Annotated in this window: 17 protein-coding genes and 3 pseudogenes; 17 read left to right on the top strand and 3 right to left on the bottom strand. The window is 37.9% G+C overall.

The features are described from left to right. Positions 1–238 precede the first annotated feature (238 nt). Positions 239–937: a VIT1/CCC1 transporter family protein gene (locus G8761_RS15995; RefSeq protein WP_166028399.1), complete on the bottom strand. Its 699-nt coding sequence runs from the start codon at positions 935–937 to the stop codon at positions 239–241. 186 nt (positions 938–1,123) lie between these two features. Here G8761_RS15995 and G8761_RS15990 point away from each other — a divergent pair, with 186 nt between their 5' ends. The 3 genes from G8761_RS15990 (at position 1,124) to G8761_RS15980 (ending at position 3,512) form a co-directional block, all read left to right on the top strand. Then, positions 1,124–1,501 carry a nuclear transport factor 2 family protein gene (locus G8761_RS15990; protein WP_166028397.1) on the top strand — a complete coding sequence of 126 codons (378 nt, stop codon included), beginning with the start codon at positions 1,124–1,126 and terminating at the stop codon, positions 1,499–1,501. Positions 1,502–1,688: 187 nt separating this feature from the next. Then, positions 1,689–2,024, top strand: a complete 336-nt coding sequence (locus G8761_RS15985) for a hypothetical protein (protein ID WP_166028395.1) — start codon at positions 1,689–1,691, stop codon at positions 2,022–2,024. Positions 2,025–2,393: 369 nt separating this feature from the next. Next, positions 2,394–3,512 carry a cysteine desulfurase family protein gene (locus G8761_RS15980; protein WP_166028394.1) on the top strand — a complete coding sequence of 373 codons (1,119 nt, stop codon included), beginning with the start codon at positions 2,394–2,396 and terminating at the stop codon, positions 3,510–3,512. 595 nt (positions 3,513–4,107) lie between these two features. Here G8761_RS15980 and G8761_RS15975 read toward each other — a convergent pair. After that, positions 4,108–5,481: pseudogene (locus G8761_RS15975) on the bottom strand (aminotransferase-like domain-containing protein). Between the two features lie 147 nt (positions 5,482–5,628). Here G8761_RS15975 and G8761_RS15970 point away from each other — a divergent pair. The 12 genes and pseudogenes from G8761_RS15970 (at position 5,629) to G8761_RS15915 (ending at position 19,576) form a co-directional block, all read left to right on the top strand. Then, positions 5,629–6,552, top strand: coding sequence for a DMT family transporter (locus G8761_RS15970; protein WP_166028392.1), 924 nt, complete (start codon positions 5,629–5,631; stop codon positions 6,550–6,552). A gap of 489 nt (positions 6,553–7,041) precedes the next feature. After that, positions 7,042–7,860 (top strand): nuclease-related domain-containing protein, encoded by an 819-nt coding sequence (locus G8761_RS15965; protein WP_166028390.1) that lies wholly within the window; start codon positions 7,042–7,044, stop codon positions 7,858–7,860. Positions 7,861–8,592: 732 nt separating this feature from the next. Further along, complete coding sequence (locus tag G8761_RS15960) at positions 8,593–9,894, top strand: serine hydrolase domain-containing protein (protein WP_166028387.1); 1,302 nt, start codon at positions 8,593–8,595, stop codon at positions 9,892–9,894. Between the two features lie 167 nt (positions 9,895–10,061). After that, positions 10,062–10,355, top strand: a complete 294-nt coding sequence (locus tag G8761_RS15955; protein ID WP_166028385.1) for a VOC family protein — start codon at positions 10,062–10,064, stop codon at positions 10,353–10,355. Positions 10,356–11,963: 1,608 nt separating this feature from the next. Further along, positions 11,964–12,145: pseudogene (locus G8761_RS28270) on the top strand (IS110 family transposase); the annotation flags it as partial. A 153-nt stretch (positions 12,146–12,298) separates the two neighbouring features. Beyond that, positions 12,299–12,991 (top strand): GntR family transcriptional regulator, encoded by a 693-nt coding sequence (locus G8761_RS15945; RefSeq protein ID WP_243450048.1) that lies wholly within the window; start codon positions 12,299–12,301, stop codon positions 12,989–12,991. Positions 12,992–13,046: 55 nt separating this feature from the next. After that, complete coding sequence (gene gabT / locus G8761_RS15940; protein ID WP_166028382.1) at positions 13,047–14,396, top strand: 4-aminobutyrate--2-oxoglutarate transaminase; 1,350 nt, start codon at positions 13,047–13,049, stop codon at positions 14,394–14,396. Between the two features lie 15 nt (positions 14,397–14,411). Next, complete coding sequence (hisD, locus tag G8761_RS15935) at positions 14,412–15,683, top strand: histidinol dehydrogenase (protein WP_166028380.1); 1,272 nt, start codon at positions 14,412–14,414, stop codon at positions 15,681–15,683. Between the two features lie 24 nt (positions 15,684–15,707). Further along, entirely contained in the window at positions 15,708–16,571 is an 864-nt protein-coding gene (locus tag G8761_RS15930) for an ABC transporter substrate-binding protein (RefSeq protein ID WP_338000971.1), read from the top strand. Positions 16,572–16,680: 109 nt separating this feature from the next. Further along, positions 16,681–17,388: an amino acid ABC transporter permease gene (locus G8761_RS15925; protein WP_166028378.1), complete on the top strand. Its 708-nt coding sequence runs from the start codon at positions 16,681–16,683 to the stop codon at positions 17,386–17,388. Between the two features lie 4 nt (positions 17,389–17,392). Further along, positions 17,393–18,133, top strand: coding sequence for an amino acid ABC transporter ATP-binding protein (locus G8761_RS15920; protein WP_338000976.1), 741 nt, complete (start codon positions 17,393–17,395; stop codon positions 18,131–18,133). Between the two features lie 12 nt (positions 18,134–18,145). Then, positions 18,146–19,576: an aldehyde dehydrogenase family protein gene (locus tag G8761_RS15915; protein WP_207789234.1), complete on the top strand. Its 1,431-nt coding sequence runs from the start codon at positions 18,146–18,148 to the stop codon at positions 19,574–19,576. Between the two features lie 1,032 nt (positions 19,577–20,608). On the opposite strand, the gene G8761_RS15910 is transcribed toward G8761_RS15915, so the two are convergent. Further along, complete coding sequence (locus G8761_RS15910) at positions 20,609–22,324, bottom strand: alpha-keto acid decarboxylase family protein (RefSeq protein ID WP_166028374.1); 1,716 nt, start codon at positions 22,322–22,324, stop codon at positions 20,609–20,611. A 552-nt stretch (positions 22,325–22,876) separates the two neighbouring features. Between G8761_RS15910 and G8761_RS15905 the strand changes: the two are divergent. Beyond that, positions 22,877–23,257, top strand: a pseudogene (locus G8761_RS15905) (hotdog family protein). A gap of 116 nt (positions 23,258–23,373) precedes the next feature. Continuing rightward, entirely contained in the window at positions 23,374–23,703 is a 330-nt protein-coding gene (locus G8761_RS15900; protein ID WP_166028372.1) for a hypothetical protein, read from the top strand. The last annotated feature ends 261 nt before the right edge of the window (positions 23,704–23,964 follow it).

Raw genomic sequence — 23,964 nt, 5'->3', positions numbered from 1 at the left:
AAGGTAAACTACTATGAAAATCTAAGAAAACAGGAGAAAACGGGAGATTTTCCTTTCTTCATTGAGGGAGTTTAGTTTAAGTGTAATGATTCACAATCTGCATTTTTAGTGAAAGATAGGTAATTTTCTAGGTTAATACATCTTCCTAGCAAATATCCATTGCCTCACACAAATTGACCCCCACCATTAGGCAGGGGATGCATGTAATTATCGTTTACCACATACGAAAATTCAACTGTCAGGTGAGAATTCTTGCTAGACCGAATGCAACTGCTGCAGCAAGTCCTCCAGTAACCATTGTTTGAAAAGCGCTCTTCACCGGAGAAGTTCCTGTAAACCTTCCTTTTACATATCCAAAAATAAATAAGGCAATAAGTGTGACAATAACAGAAACCATTAATGCTGTTGCAGGTTTATGAAAGATAAAATATGGAAACAAAGGAATTGACCCTCCGACAATATAAGAAATAGCAATGGTAATCGCACTGTTTCTAGCTCTTGTCGGCTCCGGCTGTTCTAGCCCCAATTCAAATTTCATCATAAAATCTACCCATTTTTCAGGGTTCTTTTTCATGATTTCAGTAATCGATTTGATTTGGTCTTCTTCAAGCCCATATTCCCTGAAAATTTCAGATACTTCCTCTTCTTCACGCTCTGGTAGTTCTATTACTTCGCGCCGTTCACGGGCAAGTTCAGATTCATAATGTTCCGCATCTGTTTTTCCTGCCAAATATCCGCCAAGTCCCATTGCAATTGACCCTGCTGCAATTTCAGCGCCTCCGGCAGTGAGAATTAATGTTGTTGTATCAACAGCACCGGACAAACCAGCAGCTAATGCAAACGGTACGGTTAATCCATCTGACATACCAATGACAACATCACGAATGAGGTCAGAGCCAGAAAAATGTTCTTCTACGTGATGTAGATGTTGATCCATTTTTTCACCTCCCATTTAACTAATATATCACTAATAGAATAAAAACCGAATAATCACCACAAGTGAAATGTTTCACTTAAACTAAAGGGGGCGTTAGTTTAAGAAAGATGGCTGCCAACAGTCTCTTTAGTTGTAGCAGGAGTAATAATCGTTTTTTATTGAAATGTATGAAGGGGGGAATTAAGGTTGAACTTTATAAAGGAAGTATTAAATAACTATTTTAAGGCTTGGAATGACGGTTTTGTCACTAAGAATGGTGAAGGGATTAGAAATTATATGTCAGAGAGTTTTGTAGGGTATTGGGCACATTCAAATCTTGATAAACCTGACACATACCACTATGACTATGACTTAAACAGTGTGTTGAGACAAATGGATAATGCAGAGAAAAGTTTTGAGGGAGTTTCAATCACTGAACGCAAAAATGGAAATGAAATTTTAGTTTTAGGAAGAGAGACTAATGTAATAAATGGAGCCCCTTACACTGCTCAATGTATGTTTGTATGGAGAAAAGAGGGTAATGAGTGGAAATTACTAAGAGAATATATTGAATTGGAGAGGTAAATTCTTATGGTACTAACGGGACAGGTTAGCTCAATAAGAGGCAAACTGAAGAGTAATACTTAGTAATAAAAAATCGTCTAATAAAAAAGAATTTACCTATTCTTTTGCGTTTTAGAAACATCAGTGACCGTTTGGGGGAGGAATAATGAAGAAACTTTAATTCTTTTTACTGGTAGGCACGGTACTTTTGATTATTGCAATGGTGAGTAGAAATAAAGTCTTTGGTGATAAAATTATCAAGGACGAGGGCTACGCTAAAATTACACTTTATAAGAATTGGGATAGCGATGGTCCATTTGTAATCACTGATAAAAAAGTTATCAAGCAATTCATTCAAAAAATCAATTCCTCACCAAGAGAGGAGCTTTCCAAAATTAATTTTGAACAGGGACCAGATGGAAGAATTATCGTTGAAGAAAAGAGTAAAGTTCATGAATTCAAGGTTTTTAGCAACTCTGGCAATGTAGTTACGAATAGTTACTATATCAATACAGCTTTTAAACTTAATCAGATATTTGAGTAATTTCTTTACTGACGGGTGCAAAAACATATGTTCCGGCTAAAATTGGCCGGCTTTTTTCTTATTAGACTAACGGGCAGTTTAGTTGAAGAAGAACATCTGTTAAAATAACAATAAATTTAAAATGGTTTAAAAGGTGTTGTTATTTTTTTGGAACAAGCGAAAATGTATAGAATATCTTTGCTACTAATATTAGTATCTATGGTTGCTGGAATGTTATTGTGTATATTGTCTTTTTTGGCTTTTATGGATGCTTCAATTGGGTCAATTTTCTTTGTCCAGGCAAGATATGTAAATGATAATTTTCATAAATTAATCAAGTATGTAATTAGAAGAAACAGAGTGAATGTACTCGAGGAAGGATGAATCTGAATGGACCGCATTTATTTAGACTACAATGCCAGTACACCCCTGGCACCTGAAGTAATTGATGCAATGATGCCTCTGCTGCAAGATTTTTATGGGAATCCGTCCGCGCTGCATTGGGCAGGGGCACCTGTAAAGGAGTTATTACGGAATGCAAGAGAACAGGTTGCGAGCTTACTTGGCTGTTCTCCTGAGGAAGTCATCTTTACAAGCGGGGGAAGCGAATCCAATAACCTGGCATTAAAGGGCTTCTATTTTAAAAATAAAAGCAAAGGTAACCATATCATTACATCGAAAATTGAACACCCAGCTGTGATGAACCCCTGTAAATTTCTTGAGCATATGGGGGCAAAGGTCACCTACATAGGCGTGGATCAATATGGGAGAGTGTCCCCGGAAGATGTCGAAAAGGCCATCTCAGAAGAAACCATCCTAATTTCAATTATGCACTCAAATAATGAAACTGGATCCTTACAGCCCATTCAAGAGATTGGGAAAATAGCTGAAAAATACGGAATTGCCTTCCATACGGATGCTTCTCAGTCAGTCGGCAAAGTACCAGTCAATATGAACGAGTTAAGAGTCGATATGGTGACAATCGCTGGGCATAAACTTTATGCTCCTAAAGGAATTGGTGCTTTGTATAAGAGGAAAGGAATCGAACTTGAACCATTGATTCATGGCGCGGGCCATGAATTCGGGCTGCGGGCAGGGACGGAAAATACTCTATTGGCAGTCGGATTGGGGAAGGCATGCGAGATTGCTGAGAACCAGGTTGAAAAAAATGAACTAAAGGACCTGACGAACTACTTTTGGAGCCGGTTAAAGGAAGAGTTTGGGGAGCAAGTTCTATTAAACGGACATCCAGAGGAGCGGCTGCCCAACACTTTGAATGTAAGCTTTGTCAAAAAAATAGGGCAGGACTTGCTTGATGCCATTCCCCAGTTGGCAGCCTCTACTGGTTCGGCCTGTCATGCCGGCAGCATCGAATTATCGCCGGTTTTAAAGGAGATGGCAGTTCCTGAAGAGGTTGGAATGGGCGCGATCCGTTTCAGTTTGGGCAGATTTACGACCAAGGATGAGATTGATCAGGTTCTCCAGTGGTTAATAAAGGCGGTCAATTAATGTGGCTGGATGGGACAACAGCGGATAAATTGTTGTCCTATTTGTTTAGGTCCTGTTATAACGGAATGGATTTTTACTGTACGAAAATAACCGGAAAAATTCCGTTTATGAATCGTTTTTTATGATAAAGTGTGTGATTTTTATCTTCTTGCAGGAGAAAAAGAAAAAGCAAAAGAAATACTTGAGTATAGTATGAGAGAAATTGAAGAAAGAGAACACGACCAGTTTATGCTACTTCCTAAAATTCAAATGAGGTTGGATAAGTATTTTTAATGATCTTAACTTCTTAAACAAAAACAAGGGCGATTGCTGAACAGCGGCAATCCCTTTTTATGCTAACGTGGCAGGTTAATTGAACAACTTCTTTAAGACATACCACCAATATTTCGGAATTTTGTCCGCTACAGAGTTCAACCTAAAAAGTCGATTCCTCCTTTACGATTAAGGAATCGACTCTTTTAAATTGTCTTGTTCAAAGGTTCTTGTTAGTTAAATAATATTAATATTTTGGTAGGACATTTATAAATCAATTGTATTGTTAAATAAAGCTTGTTTATAGATTAGAAACATTGATAAAAAAGATGTCTTATTGACTTTAATGATAGGATTTAAACGAGAGTGGATTGTATTTCTTTTTTTCACACATATCGATTATATAAGTTGCTAATAGTTGAATACCGAGATTAATCTTATCTTCATTTACTTGTGAAATGCTTAGTCGAATTGCTTGCTGTTTGTTTTCAATTAAATACATTCTAGAAGCGTTGTCTACATAAATATGTTTTTCATGTAATAGGTAAATCAATTTATTGACATCTATATGGGAAGGCAAAAAGATGGTGAGATAAAAACCACTTTTTGGCTTTGTAAATTGTACATAGTTCGGTAAATACAATGAACAGGCTTCTAATAATGTTTTCATTTTTTTTACGTACAATTTTTTTACGCTTTCTAAATGATATTGAAACATACCATTTTTTAAATAGATTTCTAATGCTCCTTGTGAAAGTGGCGATGAAGTGAAATCAGTGCTAAATTTATAACTTACGAAAGTGGGAATCAATTTTTCAGGGAGTACAACAGTAGCTATACGTAGCCCTGGCAAAAATACTTTCGAAAAACTCTTTACATAAATGACTCTTCCGTTAGGTTCATACGCAAACAATGGGTCTGCTTTTAAATCCGAATCTAATTCTGCTAAGAAATCATCCTCAACAATGTATACATCGTATTTGTCTGCAAGAGCAACGATTTTTTTCTTTTCTTCATTTGTATAATGATGCCCAAGTGGATTATGACATCTTGGAATGATGTAAAAGAATTTAATATCATTGGTTCGAAATAAGTTCTCAAGCCTTTAAAAATCAATACCCTCCATTGTTAATTCAATTCCTAATGTTGGAATCTGATTTAACTGTAGGGTATCTATCATACCAAAGTAAGTAGGCTGCTCAATTAATACATTCTTTTTCCCATTTGGAAACGGCATGATGGATAGAATGTGGAGCGCTTGTTGTGAGCCAGAAGTAATAACAAGTCGTTCAGGTTTCGTGAATACTTGTAATTGTTGTAAATACTTCGCAAGCTCCTTTCGTAAAGAAAAAAGTCCCTGTTGCTCACTATAAGTAAATAATTGTTCTTTATAATGGTCAATTGCCTGGTTCATACAATGCTGAAAGTCCTCATAAGGCATGATACGTTTATCCGGACCAGCAGATAAAAAATCAATATCATTTTCATGTGGTCTAGCTGTTTGGTAATAATCAACGACGTAATAGCCACTTTTGGGTTTAGCATAGACAACATGTTGTTGTTCCAATTCAACTAATGCCTTTACAACCGTATTTTTACTACATTGAAATTGTTCAGCGAGCAGCCGAATAGAAGGTAATTTATCACCTGTTTTTAACTGCTCATCCTCTATTTGCTGTTTCACCCATTCTAAAATACCTCTATATTTTGTTGTCATATAGATTCTCCTTAGTATCTGTCCCATGACAGATGTGGAATTTTACTGTATTAAAAAGAGTTGATATCAATTACAATCATGTTTAATTAGCTTATTCTTTTTAACAATGATTAAATACATTTGTATGATTGTGGAGGGGGATTTTGAATGGAAAACAATATAAAAAGAGGAATGCTTATCGGCTTTATTGGCATAGTTTGTTTTAGTCTTACATTACCAGCCACAAGTATTGCTGTCCCTTATTTCGGTGAGACAATTGTTGGGATGGGTAGGACAGTTATTGCAGCAATAATCGTAAGTATCATTTTTATCATAAAAAAAGAATCATTACCTAATAAAAGACAATTGACAAGCTTGGGTATTGTTACCGTTGGTGCTGTACTTGCCTTTCCGTTATTAACAACATTTGCAATGAAATCACTGCCTGTAACACATGGCGCAATTGAATTGGCTTTACTGCAACTCGCGACAGCTGGTTTTGCTTTGTGGCGTGGAGGCGAGCGACCTTTTAAGCGCTATTGGATTGCGAGTATTATTGGTTCGATAGCAGTGCTTCTTTATGCCGTGTATTTAGGTTTAGGTCAATTACAAAATGGAGATGTTGCACTAATTGTAGCTGTCTTAATTCTTGGATTAAGCTATGCAGAAGGTGGAAAACTATCAAAAGAGCTTGGTAGTTGGCAAGTCATCGCTTGGGCTATATTAATTGGAGCCCCGTTTTTTATTTTTCCTGTTGGCTTAAGCATATCAGTCGATATGTTACAAGCTCCAATCGAAGCTTGGATAAGTTTGTTCTATTTAGCTGTTGTAAGCCAATTTTTAGCATATGTTGCTTGGTACGGTGGGATGTCTTTGGGAGGGATTGCAAGAGTTGGACAGATTCAATATTTACAGCCCTTTTTAATGATTGGATTTTCTGTATTGTTCTTAGGAGAATCGGTTACATGGCTTACGATTGTTTTAGCGATTGTTGTTGTGATATGCGTAATAATTGGAAAAAGTGCACCTGTGATAAAGAAGGAGTCACATTATAATAATAGTGCTCTTCATGATAAAGGTAATAGTTTGTGAAGAAATATACCTAAGCTAACGGGGGCTTTGCTTTAATAAAGGGCAAGGCTATTTTAATATTGAAGTAAAGGGCAGTTTAGCAGCAGGCAATGTATTTATAGCTTAAATGGGAGATGGCCAGGGTGCAGTGATTAGATCAAAATATAAGTTGCTATTGCTTGTAGTACTTTGTATCGTCTGCCTTTTTATATATAAAAAATATACTTATCAATTTGAATTTCAAAATGGAGAATTATTTGTAGGACCTATTGAATCACCAAATGGAAAGTATATTTGATAGCTGATTGTGAAAATATGTACTTAAACCATAGGGTGCTAGAGTTTAAGAGCCGTCTACTAAATAGCCGGCTTTTCTTATCGTGTTAAAGGGCAGCCTTAGTTGAACAAATGAAAAAATAGCGATGTAGATTTGCCATTTTCTATCCCTGTTTAAAGCACTACTGAGAATGTCGATATAAGAAATAACAGTTAGTTGGAAGAGGGGTAGGAATGAAAATACTACGGGGATTTTTCAGACATAAGGACAAGATGGGTCAAGAACAAAAATCCGAAAAAATTGAAAAGGTTCAGGAGAAGGAAGGTTTGGCAGTTCGCAAAGGAGAATTAGGAGAATATAAAATTGATATTCAGTTAGACCAACTTCCTAAAGAATATTTACACTTAAGTGACCTGATGTTAAAAAATGAAAAATCAAAAACGGGATACTCTCAAATTGACCATATTATCTTAACTCCATATTGTATATTTGTAATCGAGACTAAAAATTATCAAGGGACTATATACGGCGGGAAAAACACAGGCTATTGGCTAGTTAATGGAAAGTTCAAGATGTTGAACCCATTGAAACAGAACTTTGGTCATATTCAGGCTTTATCTAAGTATGTTGACAATAAGGACTACCCTCTTTTTGTAAATATGGTTTCGTTCACAAAGAGGTGTACGGTTAAGGTTGAGCCGGAGTTAAGAAAGATCTCCTCTCAAGAATTAATAGTATATGATGTAGAGCTCACTGAGTTCATAAATCGAAAAGTGGCTGTAACTAAGTTGCAGAATAAACAGCCACTACTGGATACCAATGAAATGGAAACCATTTTTTCTGCTATACAGGCTGCTAATATAACTGATATTAAATCAAGAGACGCTCATATAGGGGCCATAAAAGAGGTCATAGAAAAGAAACCTGCAAGCCATAGTAGATGTGTGGTATGTAATTCAGTAGTTTCTGAAAAGGTAAAGAAATATTGTGAGTCACAGAAAATCATCTTTAATGGAAAGATTTATTGCTTTGAGCATCAAAAGGAGATTTAGTAATTTCCTATACCGTGGAATTAAGAAAAAGTATTTTTTGGAATAGGATAACTTAAAGAGTTTTTATAACAATGAAATAAGAAGATCGAAACAGATAGAATATGTTTCATTATATGAACCGTATTGTATTATATCCTTATTCAACAAACGGGGCAGCGCGACAAGTTTTGTCATAAGCCGTATGTGCGAAAAGACAAGGGATTTCAGTTGAAATTCCAACTTTATAACCGAGGATAGGAATGATAAAACCACGTATTTTGAAACTATCCCATTGATACTCCTGCATGCGTCATAATGGACAAATTTTGAGGTCTGGAGCTCAGGTGAAGTCGGCAGAACAACGGCTGAAGCCATTCTTCTAGGAAAAGGTATGCCAATGGATATGCCGGATGGCTGAAAAACTAAGTATGGTATGAATTTTCTTGTGGAAAAGAAAAGACGAACTACCGAATGTATGGGTCTATAGTTTGAACAATAGGAAACTATTGTCTCACCTTACGATGGGGTGAGTGATGTGGAGTGAACAATGGCGGTATCCAGCTCACAGGCTTACAGAAAGCACCTAAGTTTAGAATAGATAGCTAGGTTATAAGGTACTTGGAAAGTAAGGAACGTTGCTCAAAGGTCTGTCACCCGAAACTATTGCTAACGTTTAATTAAAGAAAGTAATATAAATTTATTATCGTATACATAAAAATTTAGATTCTTATAGGAAACTATGGGGGAATTTACATGGTAACAGAAGAAAGGATAGGTAGATGGATAGAAAGATACGAAGGAAATAATTATTTAAATGGAACAATATTAGTTTCTGATAAAGATAATATTCTTTTAAACAAAGGGTTTGGTATGGCTAATTGGGAGCATGTGGTACCCAATAAACCTGATACTAAATTCCGTATTGGTTCCCTTACCAAGGCTTTTACTTCTCTTGCTATATTTCAATTACATGAAGAGAAGAAATTGAATATACATGATTGCATTGGTAAATATCTTTCTAACTACCCACAAGGTGAAAAAATTACAATTTACCATTGTTTAACTAATACTACAGGAATTCCTAATTATACAAGTTTTCCAGACTTTTGGTCTAAATCAATGAGACTTCCTTCAACTTTGGATCGGGTAATCGATTCGTTTAAAAATCTTCCATTGAACTTCGAACCAGGAAGTAGATTTGAATATTCAAGTTCAGGATACACTTTGCTAACAGCTATTATCGAAACAGTTTCGGATATGTCTTATGGGGATTACATACAGGAAAAAATATGCCGTCCTTTAGGCATGTATAACACAGGTTGTGATGACGGAATTAAGGTAGTTTCTAATTTGGCTTCTGGTTATTCCTTTTGGGAAAACCCAATACACTCAGCCTATGCAGACTTATCATTTCCCTTGGGTGCGTATGGTTTATATTCTACAACAGAGGACCTGTTCCTATGGGACATAGCATTAAAATCATCTCAGCTTCTTAACAAGGAACTTATGGAGAAAATGCTTGCCCCAAATCTTGGTTCATACGCCTGTGGGTGGATGGTAAATGATATATTGGGTAAAAAATGTGTCCACCATTGGGGAGATATAAGTGGGTTCTTTAGCGATTTTCTAAGATTTGTTGATGAACAGGTAACAATTATCTTTCTAAGTAATATGGCTGTAACTCCTGTTACGCATTTAACTAAAGAAATCGCTAAACTAATTTTTGAGGAAAATGCATCATTAGCACTTCCTATTGAGCAAATTAGCTTTACAAACATAGAAAGTATTACTGGAAAGTATTTAATTGAAAATGACAAAAATACAGTTTTAGACATCTCCATTAAACAGGGTGAACTATATTTAACTGTACCAAAGATGTACGGTGTATTATATAAATTTAAACTTATACCTGTGAGTCACAATTCCTCTAAAGCAATATTTTTAACAGAAATGGTTAATGAGCAACTCATTTTCCATTATTCATTGTCAGGTGAAATAGAAAATGTAGAGTATAAAGATTTTAATGACAAAAAATATATAGCTTTTAAGGAGTGAATTAATTAACTCGTTTTTTGAATTTGTGAAAAATTATATTGAAGCTAACGGGTGCATTGATCCAAGAAGGATTACGCACTTTTTTGTTGAAGTTAATAAACGAACGAAGCAGTATGGTTGAAAAAGGAAACAGCTAAAAATTTGATGACAGAAAGGAGTTAGACAAGATGATAAAAGGATTCGGAGGAATATTTTGGAGAACTAAGAATCTTGAAGTTATAAAAAAATGGTACAGTGAAGTGTTGAAGATTGAAATAGAAAATTGGAATGGAACTGTTATAAAACCCCAGTTAGGAAATGAAACTATCTTTTCATTCTTTACCGAGAATGACAGTTATTTTCCAACAGAACAACAAGTGATGTTAAATTTCCAAGTACATAATCTAAACGAGACTATTAAGCATCTTGAACATATTGGTGTACCTATTGTAAAGAAAAAAGAGATTAGTGAATTTGGATAGTTTATTTGGATTGAAGATCCAGATGGTCGACTTGTCGAGCTTTGGGAGAAATAACGAGTTGTTATTCATTTGCTATTGAGGTACCGGGAGCTTAAGTTAAATAAGGGAAAGGGATTCCTAATAAAGAAACTCGTCAATGACTATGGCGTGTTTTGCTTTTTTAGACACCAATAATGATGTCAAACGACTGCAATTTCGGCACGTTTTTTTAAAAAAAGCAACCTAAAACGGAACCCTTTACTGTTGCAGTCAAAGGGTTTTTACACTGCTTTAGGGTTTGATTGTGAGGAAAGCACTTATATTGATTCAGATTTTCCTGCAGTTCCTATATGGCCGCATTTCTCTGTTTTTCTTATTGTCTGATGGGATATTAAGCATGCCATTTTTAAATTGATCTTATCTTCTATGGTTACAATGCCTCTAATAGCTATTCTATCAAACAGCTTACAAATTGCTACCAATTAAGTAGTGAAATGCTATCAAATTCATAGTAATAAACTATTACTCTGCTAGCAGATAAAGACTAGAAGATTTCTTAAAAGTCATATATTTTATTCGAAATAATAAAAGAAAGTATTCCTGACATTTGCCAATCCTGAACTTAGAAAAATTAAATCGTAGGAGTTAATCGTTTATGATGTAGAAATTTCTAAATAAAAAAATCAATCTGCAAAACCAGAAACCAGACACCATTTTTTTCTAATGATGATCTTCAACAGTTTTTTAAAAGCCACAAAATATAAATAATACTGATTCAAATATAAGGGAAAAACTTATTGCGTTATTAAAAAAGAACAACAATAAGAGCGAACCTGAGAGAAACAAAGAGAAAAAGATCACTGCCTTTGTAGTATGCGGAAAAGAAGTTACTGAAAAGGTAAAGATGTTCAGTTTATCTAATAACATATTTGAAGGAAAGAACCTTTTTTTGAACATCAAAAGAATTTTTAAGAAGCAAAGGGTTTAAAAAAGGATGCTATTAAGTAACGAGTTTAGTTTTCCAGACCAAACTATTAAATAACTACGTATATTATAAGCAAAGTCCCTTGTAAATTTGTGGTTTTAATCTTCCTAAAAAAAGACTTAAAAGATATAATTGTTCAAATTTCGATAAGCTTTTATCAATGTTTTTCCTAATTCTTTTTAGGAGGGTTGTTAACAGTTACTGCTTCAATATATATCTTGATCGTATAGCATTTTGATAGGTTAATCCAGTAAAGTCCTATAGGTTCTATGCCTATTAAAGTAAAAGTAAATCCTTCTAGGGTTTTTAATTGTTTAATCGATTGTAGTAATCTAGCAAAACCATCTTCATCATTTTCAATTGTAGGCTTAGGGTTTTAGTAAGAGTGGTTCTGCATTCATATCTTACTTAGGGGCCTAATTTTTTAAAAGTTGTGAATTAGTTATCTACAGTAATTCTGATATAGTATATCGAATGGTCCGGGTGGCAAAAAAACGGACGGCTTTTTATTGTGAGGGGGTAACTGTATTTGCAGTGAATGAAAAAGGAGATTGAACAAAAAAAATGACCTCCTGGTAGATTTGGATAATACTGAAATACTAGAGAGAAAAGGACAATACTCATATATACAAGGAGGCTATAAAATGAACTTTAACCAAAATAAGCATATTGCTGAAATTGCTTCTCAAACCGTAATTATAGGGTAGATATTGCTAAATTCATGCATGTGGCACGTGCCCAGGATTTTAGAGGGATGGAGTCTGGATCACCTTGTTATTTTGAGAAGCAAAAAGAGAGATTCGAACATTTTCTTAATAGGATTACAGTAATTAATATCTGGCAGGGGATTCCCTTAGGAGTGCCATGCCTTTTATTGAATGAAAAAATAATCATAATTATTTAAATATTAAAAATATATTGACGTTTCGGAAAAATGCACTTACACTTCCATTATAGAGTAAATGAAGGGAGGGCTTGTTTGTCACATTCAAAAATGGGGGAACATCAGATTTATCAAATCTTACGAAACGCCATTTTCAATGCAGAGCTTCCGCCGGGAACACAATTAGTGGAGTCATCTCTTGCAGAAGGGTTTGGTGTGAGTCGAACCCCGATTCGGGCGGTGCTTTCCCGACTGAAGTATGAATCTTTGGTTCGAATTATTCCCAACCGGGGAGCTTTTGTTTATTGCCCAACCCCTGAAGAAGCGGAGCAAATCTTTTTTGTACGACAGATGTTGGAACCAGAAGCTACTTATCTGGCAGCACTTAATGCAAGTTCATCTGATCTAGAAAGTATGAACTTTTTCTTAGATAAAGAGGAACAATATTATAAGCAAAATCAACCTCACCTAGCTCTTCAGGCCATTCATTCATTTCATTTCGCAGTGATTGAGGCTTGTAAGAATCCCTACCTCATACAATATTTGCAGGAGATTCTCTCCTTAACGCATATCATTCTCACCTTCTATGACGTTTCAGAATCCAATACTACAGATTCCAATCATGAGCATCGTGACTTGTATGATGCCATCTATCAACGAGATGCAACCCGCGCAAAACAACTTGCCAATGAACACATCCCATCCATTGTAAAAGACATTGACTTCACAAAAAAATTAAATCACTCATTATCGATTGATCAAATTATTACTCGGTACACTCCCAAGTAATTTTTTACTAGGGTTGATTGTATACAATGATTGTACACGTAGAGGGGGATACAATATGCCATCCATTAACATGAAAACAGTCGTGCCAGGTCCAAAGGCACAAGAGCTGTTAAAAAGAAAAGGACAAGTGGTTGCACGCGGGCCGTCTAATACGGTTTTGTCTTTTGCGGAAAAGGGTGAAGGAGCTCTTTTAACAGATGTTGATGGGAATACATTTATTGACTTTGCTGGTGCTATTGGAACATTAAATGTTGGCCACAGTCCAGCACGTGTCGTCCAGGCATTAAAAAAGCAGCTTGATCAGTATATCCATACTTGTTTTAACGTCATGATGTATGAACCTTATATTTCCTTGGCTGAAGAGCTAGTTCGAATTACTCCAGGGGATCATGCGAAGAAGGCGTTCTTTGCTAATAGTGGAGCTGAGGCGGTTGAAAATGCTATTAAAATGGCCAGAAAGTATACAGGACGAAAAGGGGTTATTTCATTTGAACGCGGCTTCCATGGCCGGACGCTCTTGGCGATGTCCTTAACTAGTAAAGTTAAACCATATAAATATCAATTTGGACCGTTTGCCCCTGAGACATTCCGTGCCGGTTATCCCTATTATTTCCGTAGACCTGAAGGAATGACAGAGGAGCAGCTTGATCAAGAGTTATTGCAGCAATTAGAAACCTTCTTCTTATCGGAAGCACCATCTGATGAAATTGCTGCCGTGATTATCGAACCTGTTCAAGGGGAGGGGGGATTTATCGTTCCTTCCAGAACCTTCATGCAAGGGCTCAAGAAAATATGTGAAAAATACGGAATTCTCTTTATTGCCGATGAAATTCAGACCGGTTTTGCTCGTACCGGTACGATGTTCGCAATCGAGCAATTCGGGGTTGTGCCTGATTTGATGACCTTATCCAAATCTTTAGGAGCGGGTCTTCCGATTTCTGCAGTTGTCGGACGTTCCGAAATTATAGATGCTCCAGCCTCTGGGGAAATTGGGGGTACGTATGGTGGAAGCCCGCTTGGATGTGTGGCTGCTCTCGAAGTAATCAAGATTATTGAGAATGACAAATTAGTAGAGAGATCCCAAAAAATCGGTGAGGTGTTAATCGAACGGTTTACTAGTATGAAAGATCAATTTCCTCAAATTGGGGATGTTCGTGGCTTAGGTTCCATGATTGCTATTGAATTGGTAAAAGACCCGTTAACAAAAGAGCCAGATAAGGAATCTGTCGCACAGATTATTTCGGTTGCACAGCAAAAAGGGCTCATCCTTCTAAGCGCTGGACTTTTCAGTAATTGTATTCGCGTGTTAGTTCCATTAGTGGTGACCGATGAACAGCTGGCTGAGGGTTTGGATGTGTTGAAATCAGCCATTCAAGAAGTGTTGATTCAAACGATAAACGCGTAAAAAGGAGACTCGTCCATGGAAATGTTAAAACAGGAGAAGCAGAACAATGGTGAAAAAGTGATTGTTGCAAACGCTGTATCTGCCATTATTCAACGCGTCCGTCAAGAAGGGGATGCTGCCCTTAAAGCCTATTTGCGGCAGTTTGATGGGGTGGATATCGAAGACCTTTGTGTTCAAGACGAGGACATCCGAAAGGCACAATCCCAATTGCCGCAAACGCTGATTGAGGACCTCCAATTTTCGGTGGAACGGATTCAGGCCTTTGCCGAAGCCCAGCGCCGTTCACTAACAGAATTTGAGCAAGAAATGATTCCAGGGGTCTTTTTAGGGCAACGGGTCATTCCTATTGAAACGGTGGGAGCTTATGTTCCTGGAGGACGATATCCGTTGTTATCTTCTGCACAGATGGCTATCATTCCCGCCAAAGTGGCAGGTGTTTCAAACGTGAAAGTATGTACACCGCCAACCAAAACAGGTGAAGTCCACCCAGCGGTTTTGGTAGCGGCGCACTTGTCTGGAGCGGATGAAATCTACCGTGTTGGAGGAGCTCAAGCGATTGCCGCTCTCGCTTACGGGACGGAATCGATAACACCTGTTAACAAAATTACAGGACCAGGGAACATGTTTGTAACAGAAGCCAAGCGCCAAGTTCATGGTCATGTTGGAATTGATTTGTTAGCCGGTCCTAGTGAAGTGATGGTTGTTGCTGACCAATTTGCTAATCCGGTTTATGTCGCTTCTGATTTACTCGCCCAAGCGGAACATGATGTTAATGCCCGGGTTGCCTTAGTTACCACCGACCGGGATTTAGGAGTGGCTGTTCTTCGTGAAATAGATGAACAGCTTAAAACTTTGCCGACTGCAGAAGTGGCCCGCGTTTCGTGGGAAAGAAAGGGACAAGTATTCCTGGCTGATACTTTAGAAGAGGCCATTTCGATTGTGAATGAGTGGGCACCGGAACATCTTCATGTTCAAACCATAAATGCCTATGACATTAAGGACCGTTTTCTCAATTATGGATCACTATTTTTAGGAGACCTTTCCTCGGTTGTCTATGCCGACAAAGTGTGTGGAACCAATCATATACTTCCTACTAGTGCCGCTGCAAAATATACAGGCGGGGTGTGGGTTGGAACATTTCTAAAAGTGGTCACCTATCAGCTAATCAAACCAGAAGGCGTAGATGTGCTCGCTCCCCATTGTGTCCGGCAATCAAGCCAAGAAGGACTAATCGGTCATCTGCGATCAGCCAATATCAGATGGAGCGGAAATCTGGATATCCAATAAAAAATTTTTCAAGGGGGAAATAAGGTGAAAAAATTTACAAAAATGTTCATTCTTACTGTTCTTTCTCTCGTTCTTTTAGCTGGGTGCAGCAGTGGAAAGACTACGAACGGAAATGCTGAGAACTCAAAAGGGAACGGCAAATCTTCTGTTAGTGCATTAGAAAAAATTAAAGATAAAGGGGTGCTTGTAGTCGCTTCATCTAACGATGTTCCTTTTGCCTACATCGATAAGGATACAAAGAAGTTTGCTGGTATTGATGCTGAAATTATTACAGAAATTGCTAAACGTTTAGGTATTTCGAAAGTAGAAATGAAAGAAGTTAAGTTCGAAAACTTATTGCTCGAATTAAATAACAACCGAGTTGATATGGTAACAGATGGAATGTATATCAAGCCTGAGCGTCAAAAAATTGCGAACTTTACTAACATCTGGTACACAGAAGGAGAAGCATTAGTTGTCCTAAAAGCTTCTACTATCAAAGGGTTGGATGATTTAAAAGATAAAATTGTTGGGGGACAAAAAGGAACAGCATTCCTTGAATTTGCACAAAAGCTTCAAAAAGAAGGAAAAATTAAAGACGTTAAGGTGTTTAATTCTCAATCCGAGCTTCTTCTAGCTGTAAATACGAAAAAAGTTGATGCTTGTATCACTGATAGTGCTGTGGCAGGGTATAGTATCACCAATGATAAATCCTTGAATTTAAAATTGGTTTCTCCGTATAAAGCCGAAGCAGCTGGGAACATTGGAGCAGCTGTCCGTAAGTCAGATAATGATCTTTTGGAAGCCGTGAATCGGGAATTGGATAAGTTGAAGGAAGAAGGATTTGTCCTTGAAGTTTTGAAAAAGTATGGATTAAACGAAGATAATTTCGTGCCTGCTGGAAAGTAAATAGTTTCAAGGAGAGCTTGTATCTTAAGCTCTCCTATCTTTATTAAATGTCCAGCTCTAGCGTCCGGACAGTTTAAACAGCGCTCGTACTTCTCTAAGGGGGTTACATATGAACATCTTAAAAAATTTGGATTTTGCTACAGCCTTTAAAGACCTGTATCCAGAATTGTTAAAAGCGATGGGGACCGTGCTCGGAGCTACCATGTTCGGTTTCGCTCTGGCATTAATAATTGGAACGCTGATTGCCCTGGGGCGTATTTCAAAAATCAAATGGCTGGATTGGTTATTGGTTGTATTTCTTGAAATAATTCGGGGAACCCCTTTGGTTGTCCAACTTGTGTATATGTATTATGTTGTTCCATTGCTCCTCTCTCTAGTGGTTCAATTTTGGATTCCAGATTACCAAATAAATTTTGATGCCTTTACAGCAGGTAGCGTTGCCTTAGGAATCAATTATGGCGCTTATTTATCTGAAGTTATTCGATCCTCTATTATTTCAGTAGACCGCGGTCAAATGGAAGCGGCTCTAGCACTAGGTTATACCAAACAACAGGCGATGTGGTCCATCGTTATTCCACAAGCTGGTCGTATTGCTTTACCGACCTTTGGCAATTACATTATCATGATGGTGAAAGATACCTCACTCCTTGCTTTCATTACAGTTTATGAACTACTACTTCGAACCCAGGCGTATGCCTCTCAAACGTTCTTAACTATTGAATCCTACACGCTTTTAGCCTTAGCGTATTTAGTTTTAAGTTTACCCATGGCTCAAGTCGTTCGTGTGATGGAGAGGAGATTAGCCCGTCATGTCTAATGCAATCATAGAAGTAAACCAATTGCGAAAATCTTTTGGCTCAAACGAAATCCTAAAAGGAATTGATTTGGAAATCAAACAAGGAGAAAAGGTGGTCATCATCGGGCCATCTGGATCGGGAAAATCCACCTTTCTGCGCTGCCTTAACTGTTTAGAAATCCCAACCAACGGAACCGTAAAAGTACATGGTGATTATTTTATCAAACCGGGCGAAAGATTTAATGAGAAACATGTTGCAGCCCTTCGTACGGAAGTGGGAATGGTGTTTCAAAGGTTTAACTTATTCCCAACTATGACGGCAATCGAAAATGTAATGGCAGCTCAAATCAAAATCAGAAAAAAATCAAAAGAAGCTGCTCGTGAAACAGCAGAAATATATTTGCGTAAAGTAGGCTTAGCAGAACGGATGAATCATTATCCAAGTCAATTATCGGGCGGGCAGCAGCAGCGCGTCGCCATAGCTAGAGCTCTCGCTATGGAACCGAAAGCTATGCTATTTGACGAGGCCACATCCGGTCTGGATCCTGAACTGATCGGAGAGGTGCTAAATGTCGTTCGGGAATTAGCTAAAGAGGGTATGACGATGGTTTTAGTCACGCATGAAATGAATTTCGCTGAAGAGGTCGGGGATCGGATTATTTTTATGGACGGGGGAGTTATCGTCGAGGAAGGACCGCCGAAGGAATTTTTTCATAACCCGAAACATAACCGAACCCGAGAATTTCTTCAAAAGGTGGAACATTAGGAGGATAATATTATGAACATTGGTTCTCTAATCAACGGGAAAGAATATAAGGGAAACGGGCGGGACCTTTATGAGGTACACAATCCTTATAACGGGGAATTAGTAGGAAGCGTGGATTTTGCTACGGAGGAAGATTTATTTTTAGCCATTGAAACGGCTCAACAGGTTTTTGAGCAAACGATGAAGAGAATGCCTGCGCATCAGCGATCAACCATTCTTCGGAAATCGGCAGACTTACTCGAAAGCTGTGGAGTGGAATTTTCCCAGCTCCTATGCCAGGAAGCTGGGAAACCGATTCGTGATGCACATGGGGAAGTAGGCAGAGCTGTTCAAGTTCTGCGTTTTGCCAGTGAAGAAGCAAAGCGAAACGACGGAGAACTGATCAAAATGGATTCGGCGGTTGGAGGAGAAGGGCGGATTGGTTTTGCTAAACGCATTCCAGTGGGCGTGGTGGCAGCCATTACCCCATTTAACTTCCCACTAAATCTTGTGCTTCATAAACTTGCTACCGCTATTGCTGCCGGATGTTCGGTAGTTTTGAAACCAGCAGAAAAAACGCCCTTGTCGGCGATGAAACTGGTTCAATTAATGGAGGAAGCGGGACTTCCTGCTGGAGCTGTAAATGTGGTGAACGGTTTTGGTGCCAACCTCGTACCTAAATTAGTTACTCACCGTCATGTAAAAAAAGTCACCTTTACCGGAAGCGGCCCTGTAGGCTATAAAATTAAAGAAATGGCCGGAAACCGAAAAGTAACCCTTGAATTAGGGTCCAATTCTCCAAATATTGTGTTTCCGGATGCTGACTTGGATGCGGCGGTTGCGGGTATGGTAAAAGGCGGATTTTCATTTGCAGGACAAGCCTGTATATCTGTTCAACGAATTTATGTACATGAGTCAGTCTTTGGCAAATTTTTAGATCAATTGGTTCCGTTAGTGAAAAACCTGAAAGCGGGAGACCCGGCAATGGATACAACGGATGTGGGCCCGCTGATTACGGAAGATGCAGCTATTCGTGCTGAATCCTGGATTCAGGAGGCTGTGAGCCAAGGGGCTAAGGTATTAGCTGGGGGGCAGCGACAAGGGGCTCTTCTCGAACCTACAGTGTTGGTTGATGTTCAGCCTTCAATGAAGGTGGTTTGCCAGGAGGTTTTTGCACCCTTAGTATCGGTGATTCCTTTTGAAACAGAGGAAGAGGTTATTGCTGCTGCCAACAATTCTGATTTCGGACTGCAGGCAGGTGTCTTCACATCGGATATCAACAGGGCTTTTCGTTTCTTTGAAGAATTAGAAACAGGTGGAGTATGGATTAATGAAATCTCGACAGTTCGACAGGACAATTATCCTTACGGCGGTGTCAAGTTGAGCGGCATTGGTCGGGAAGGGGTTGCTTCCGCCATTTCAGAAATGACGGAAATAAAATTTATGGGTATAAAATTAAATTGATTTACCTGCCCAGCCTCACCCTGAAGTTTGAACGATTTATTGAGAAGACAAGCAAGGAGAAGGTTCCCTTGCTTCTTTGAAATAGTTTTCGTTGGAAAGAAAGAACCGTCCATTTGCTTTCTAGTAAGGAATGAATGGGGACAGCCTCGTGGTGAAATAGATTTGTAGGATGAAGGTGATTAATCTTCGTCCTTTTTTTGTGTAAACAAGCATGTCCAGTCAAGTTGCAATTTATGTCTTAAAATTTTCAAAATACATTTATTTTAAGAAAGATACGCCTTATTTTTAAATTTTACCTCCTAGGTTTCACTATGCCTCCATGAAGCTAAGATCTGAACATATTCCCGGGTATTTGCGAGAAAAACGAAATAAACAGAGGGAGGAGTTGAACAAGGAAAATTGTTTTTTAAGAAGAATATCAAAAAGGAGAATGCTGTAACAAGGAAAAGAAAAACGGAAGTTTGGCCCCTGTGAAAGTCCTATTTTTTGGCAAAGTATATATAGTTGATATAACACTCAAAACAATCAAGCCTTAATTTGGTGATGATATAGGTTTTGGAAGTATTATTGTTTATGAAGTAAAAGAAACTCAACTTATAGCTATAATCCCTGGACAAGTTACTCCAGCTGCCTATATTGGGGAACTTGTTATTGTTTATGAATATCAAGACAAAATGTATCAAGCAAAATCAATTGAATTTCAACAAGCAGATTTATGTGTTGTTGAACTACCGGGTGCGATTGTTATAAGCAATCGCACTACAATAGTACTTAAAAACATACTTGGTTGTAATTTTCGATGAAAATGTTAAATATTTAAAAGAAATATTCAATAGACAAATAATTTGTCCTTCTTCTACTAAGCGGTGGTTTTTTTGTAGCAGCTAACTAAAACCCTAAAAAAACCCGCCTTATTGGGGCGAGTTTTACAATAGATTTCTAAAAAAGGAGACATTACAACTCTCCTTAAACTACCTATTAAGGAAGCCCCAGAAAGACCTCATCCAATTTTTACCCCTTTTTATTGCTTGATTATTTTTGACTTTGCTGCTTCTGCATATAACTGCGCATCTCTTGCATATATTCAGGTGCATCCATTGGATCTTCAACGATCATTTCAATAAGGCAAAGTCTTTCTGCACATTCCTTTTCAGCCTGTGTTATTGCCTGATCAAGCTCTCCATTGGTTCGGACTGTCCTTGTAAACGCATTGCCCCCAAAGGCTTCGGCCAGCTTGGTGTAAGACCAGCGTGGGATTTGATTATATTGCTGATCCTCTGTTTTGGTTTTCACATTTAAATACTTCTCGATCGTATAACCATTGTTATTCAGGACGAAGATGATAGGCTTGCAGCCGTAATAGAGCATTGAGCTTATCTCTTGGGCGGTCAGCTGCAATGAGCCGTCACCTGTAAAAAGCAATACCCTTCGGCTGGGTGCGGCGATGCTTGCACCGTAAGCCGATGGTGTGGCATAACCGATGGACTGCCAGCCTCCCTGTGTAATGTACGTTACATTTTGCGGTAGTCTAACCTGTGCAAAACCATAGAAGAACGTCCCCGTTTCGGCAATCACAATATCGTTTTCTTTCAACATGTTCTGAAAACTGGGATAATAGTCGGCTGCTTTTAGTGGTTCATCGGCCATGCCAGTGATTTGATCGTAAGGGAAGCACACTTTTTCAGCTGATGATTTCCCGCTGTATCCGATTTTTTCCACTGCAAGAAGCATGTCTCCTGCATGTACATTTGGATATTCCGATTCTGCAACCTTGACCATATCCGGCTGAATCTCGATTGTGACTAGCGGGTTCAATTTTGCTGTAAATGATGCAGTGTTAGTATCTGCCCATACCAAGCCTACGGCAATAACACAATCTGCATTTTCAACCGTGCTTTGAACTTCGGAACTTCCGAATGAGCCTCCGTACATTCCAATATAATTAAGATGGTTTTCGTCGAAAGAACCTTTTCCATACATAGTTGTTGCAACAGGTACGTTCATTGCTTCAGCTAGCCGATGAACTGCAGGCTGAAGACCAAACCGAATTGTCTTGACATCGACCAGGATCACTGGCCTACTGGCTTTTTGAAGAAGCTGACGAACATGACCCGCTGCAGCCTCAAGCGTTTTTTGGTTGGAAGCTGGACTTGTCAGTGTTGGCGCTTCCCGGAAGATGACGGGCTTGGACACGATATCATCGGCTACTGAAAGGTAAACTGGCTTTCTCTTTTCCTTTGCTGTGCGAATCGCTGCCGGGATTTCAATCATGGCGTTTTCCGGGGTCAGCACTGCAGAGTAAGCCGAAATCGGCTCATATACTTTGCGGAAGACATCGAAGTTTCCGTCCATGAGAGTGTGGTGCATTAGCTTGTGTTTTTTTTGATCCTGATCGGGAGGGGCACCCACAATGTGAATCAATGGCACATGCTCGCTATTGGCACCAGCTATCGCATTACAAGCGCTAAGCTCTCCGACTCCAAAGGTAGTAATCAGAGCAGATATTCCTTTGACTCTTGCATAACCATCCGCAGCATATCCCGAGTTTAGTTCGTTCCTTCCATTGATAAACTGGATGCCATTAATCTGATTCAGGGTATCAAGCAGTGTAAAATTATAATCCCCTGGGACGCCAAAAATTTCCGTAATGCCATCCTGTTTAAGACAATCAAATAAATACTGACCAACCGTTTTTTTGGTCGAACCGGCCTGCTGGCCAGAGTTGTCATTCTGTGTTATGTTTCCCATTCACTCACTCACTCCTTAGCCGTTTCTTAAGCTATTCTGTATAATATTACCCTTTCATTGAACAAGTAATCGGTTTTCAGAAAGTCAAGAAATGTTATATTCCTTTAATACTCTCTTGAACAGTAGGTACCTTTTGCTGTACTAAATTATTAATTATGGAAGGTGCTTATGGCATACTCTTTTTTTCTTTTAGATGCAAAAAGAAGATGTAATAAATCATTTTTGTGTCGGTTTTTTTATTAATAATACTGACTGGTCAATAAAGTGAACAAGGTTTTTGAGGGAATTTATAAAATTAAATATTATTTATAGGAAAATGAGGGTCAATAAGTGCAAGGACAAAATGATCTCATGATTTAACAATAAATGAATAGAGCAATCGTTGATGTGCAGACACTTAAAGGAGCCATTTAAAGGACTTAGTAATCTAGTTGGAGAAAAAATGGAGAATGGAGAAAAGGTATTGAATCTGCTTATGGACAATAGCAATGGAATATTCGTCACTTTTAAATTGAGTACAGTTTTCATTTAATGATAAAGGGGGAAATCACGTTGTCTTTAAAAGTAGGCGCTATTATTACATTTGAACGGACTTTCACAATAGATGATGTTGAATTGTTTACTAAGGTTTCAGGTGATGAATGCACTCACCACCATACTACATCTGATGATTAGGGGAGATTTGTCCTACAAGGGTTGTTGACAGCTGCATTACCCACAAAAGTTGATGGAGATAACTATGAACTGGTTCCTATTATGAATTTTGAGTTTTTGAGACCAGTTTTTTCAGGAGATAAAATAATATGTAAAGTAACGATCGAGAAATATAAAAAGCAAGATAATAATAGAATATCGTCTATATTGCCATCTTTCCTTTGTACAAATCAGAATGGGAAACAAGTATTGAAAGGAAATTTTGCTGGAGTAATATAGTGAAATCTTGGTAAAAGGAGAAAACGGTAGATTTTTCTTTCTTCGTTGAGGGAGGCTAGTTTAATTAATAACAAATAAATTTTCCCCGTTTACGCATACTATTATGGGGTGAATGTATGTCGAAGCTATTGCCAACTTATCGAGATATACAGCAATTACGAGGAAAATTAAGAGACATTTCTTACGAACATTGGTTACATAACGATTTATTTACCTGGAGATGGTGGTTACTTTTATTGCTTACCATTGTGCCTTGGATAATTTGGTGGAGGCTAGTAGATAAAAAAAGAGTTGCTGAAATATTACTTTATGGCACTTTGATTGCTATTTTAGCTATACTTTTAGACAATATTGGGACAGATTTAATTTGGTGGGGATATCCCACTAAGTTATTTCAGATGTTTCCTCCTTTAGTGCCAGCAGATATAACGGTTGTTCCATGTTAGATGATGCTAATTTATCAGTGGACACATAGTTGGAGGTCATTTTTGCTCTTTTATTTTATCCTGTCACTGTTCATGTCTTTTATTGGGGAACCTTTGTTTATTTGGATAGATTTTTACGAACTAAATAATTGGAAATTAGTTTACTCTTTCCTGTTTTATAATATAAGTGGAGTAATTGTTAGGTGGATAATAATAAAAATTAAGTTATTGAACTAATAGTGAGTACCTTATTCCACTAAGGAGTATAGCGTTTTTCTATTT

Source organism: Neobacillus terrae (assembly GCF_011393025.1).
GTDB classification, from domain to species: domain Bacteria; phylum Bacillota; class Bacilli; order Bacillales; family Cytobacillaceae; genus Neobacillus_A; species Neobacillus_A terrae.
The sequence above is the reverse complement of the archived record's forward strand: the minus strand, read 5'-3'. Positions and strand labels throughout refer to the sequence as shown.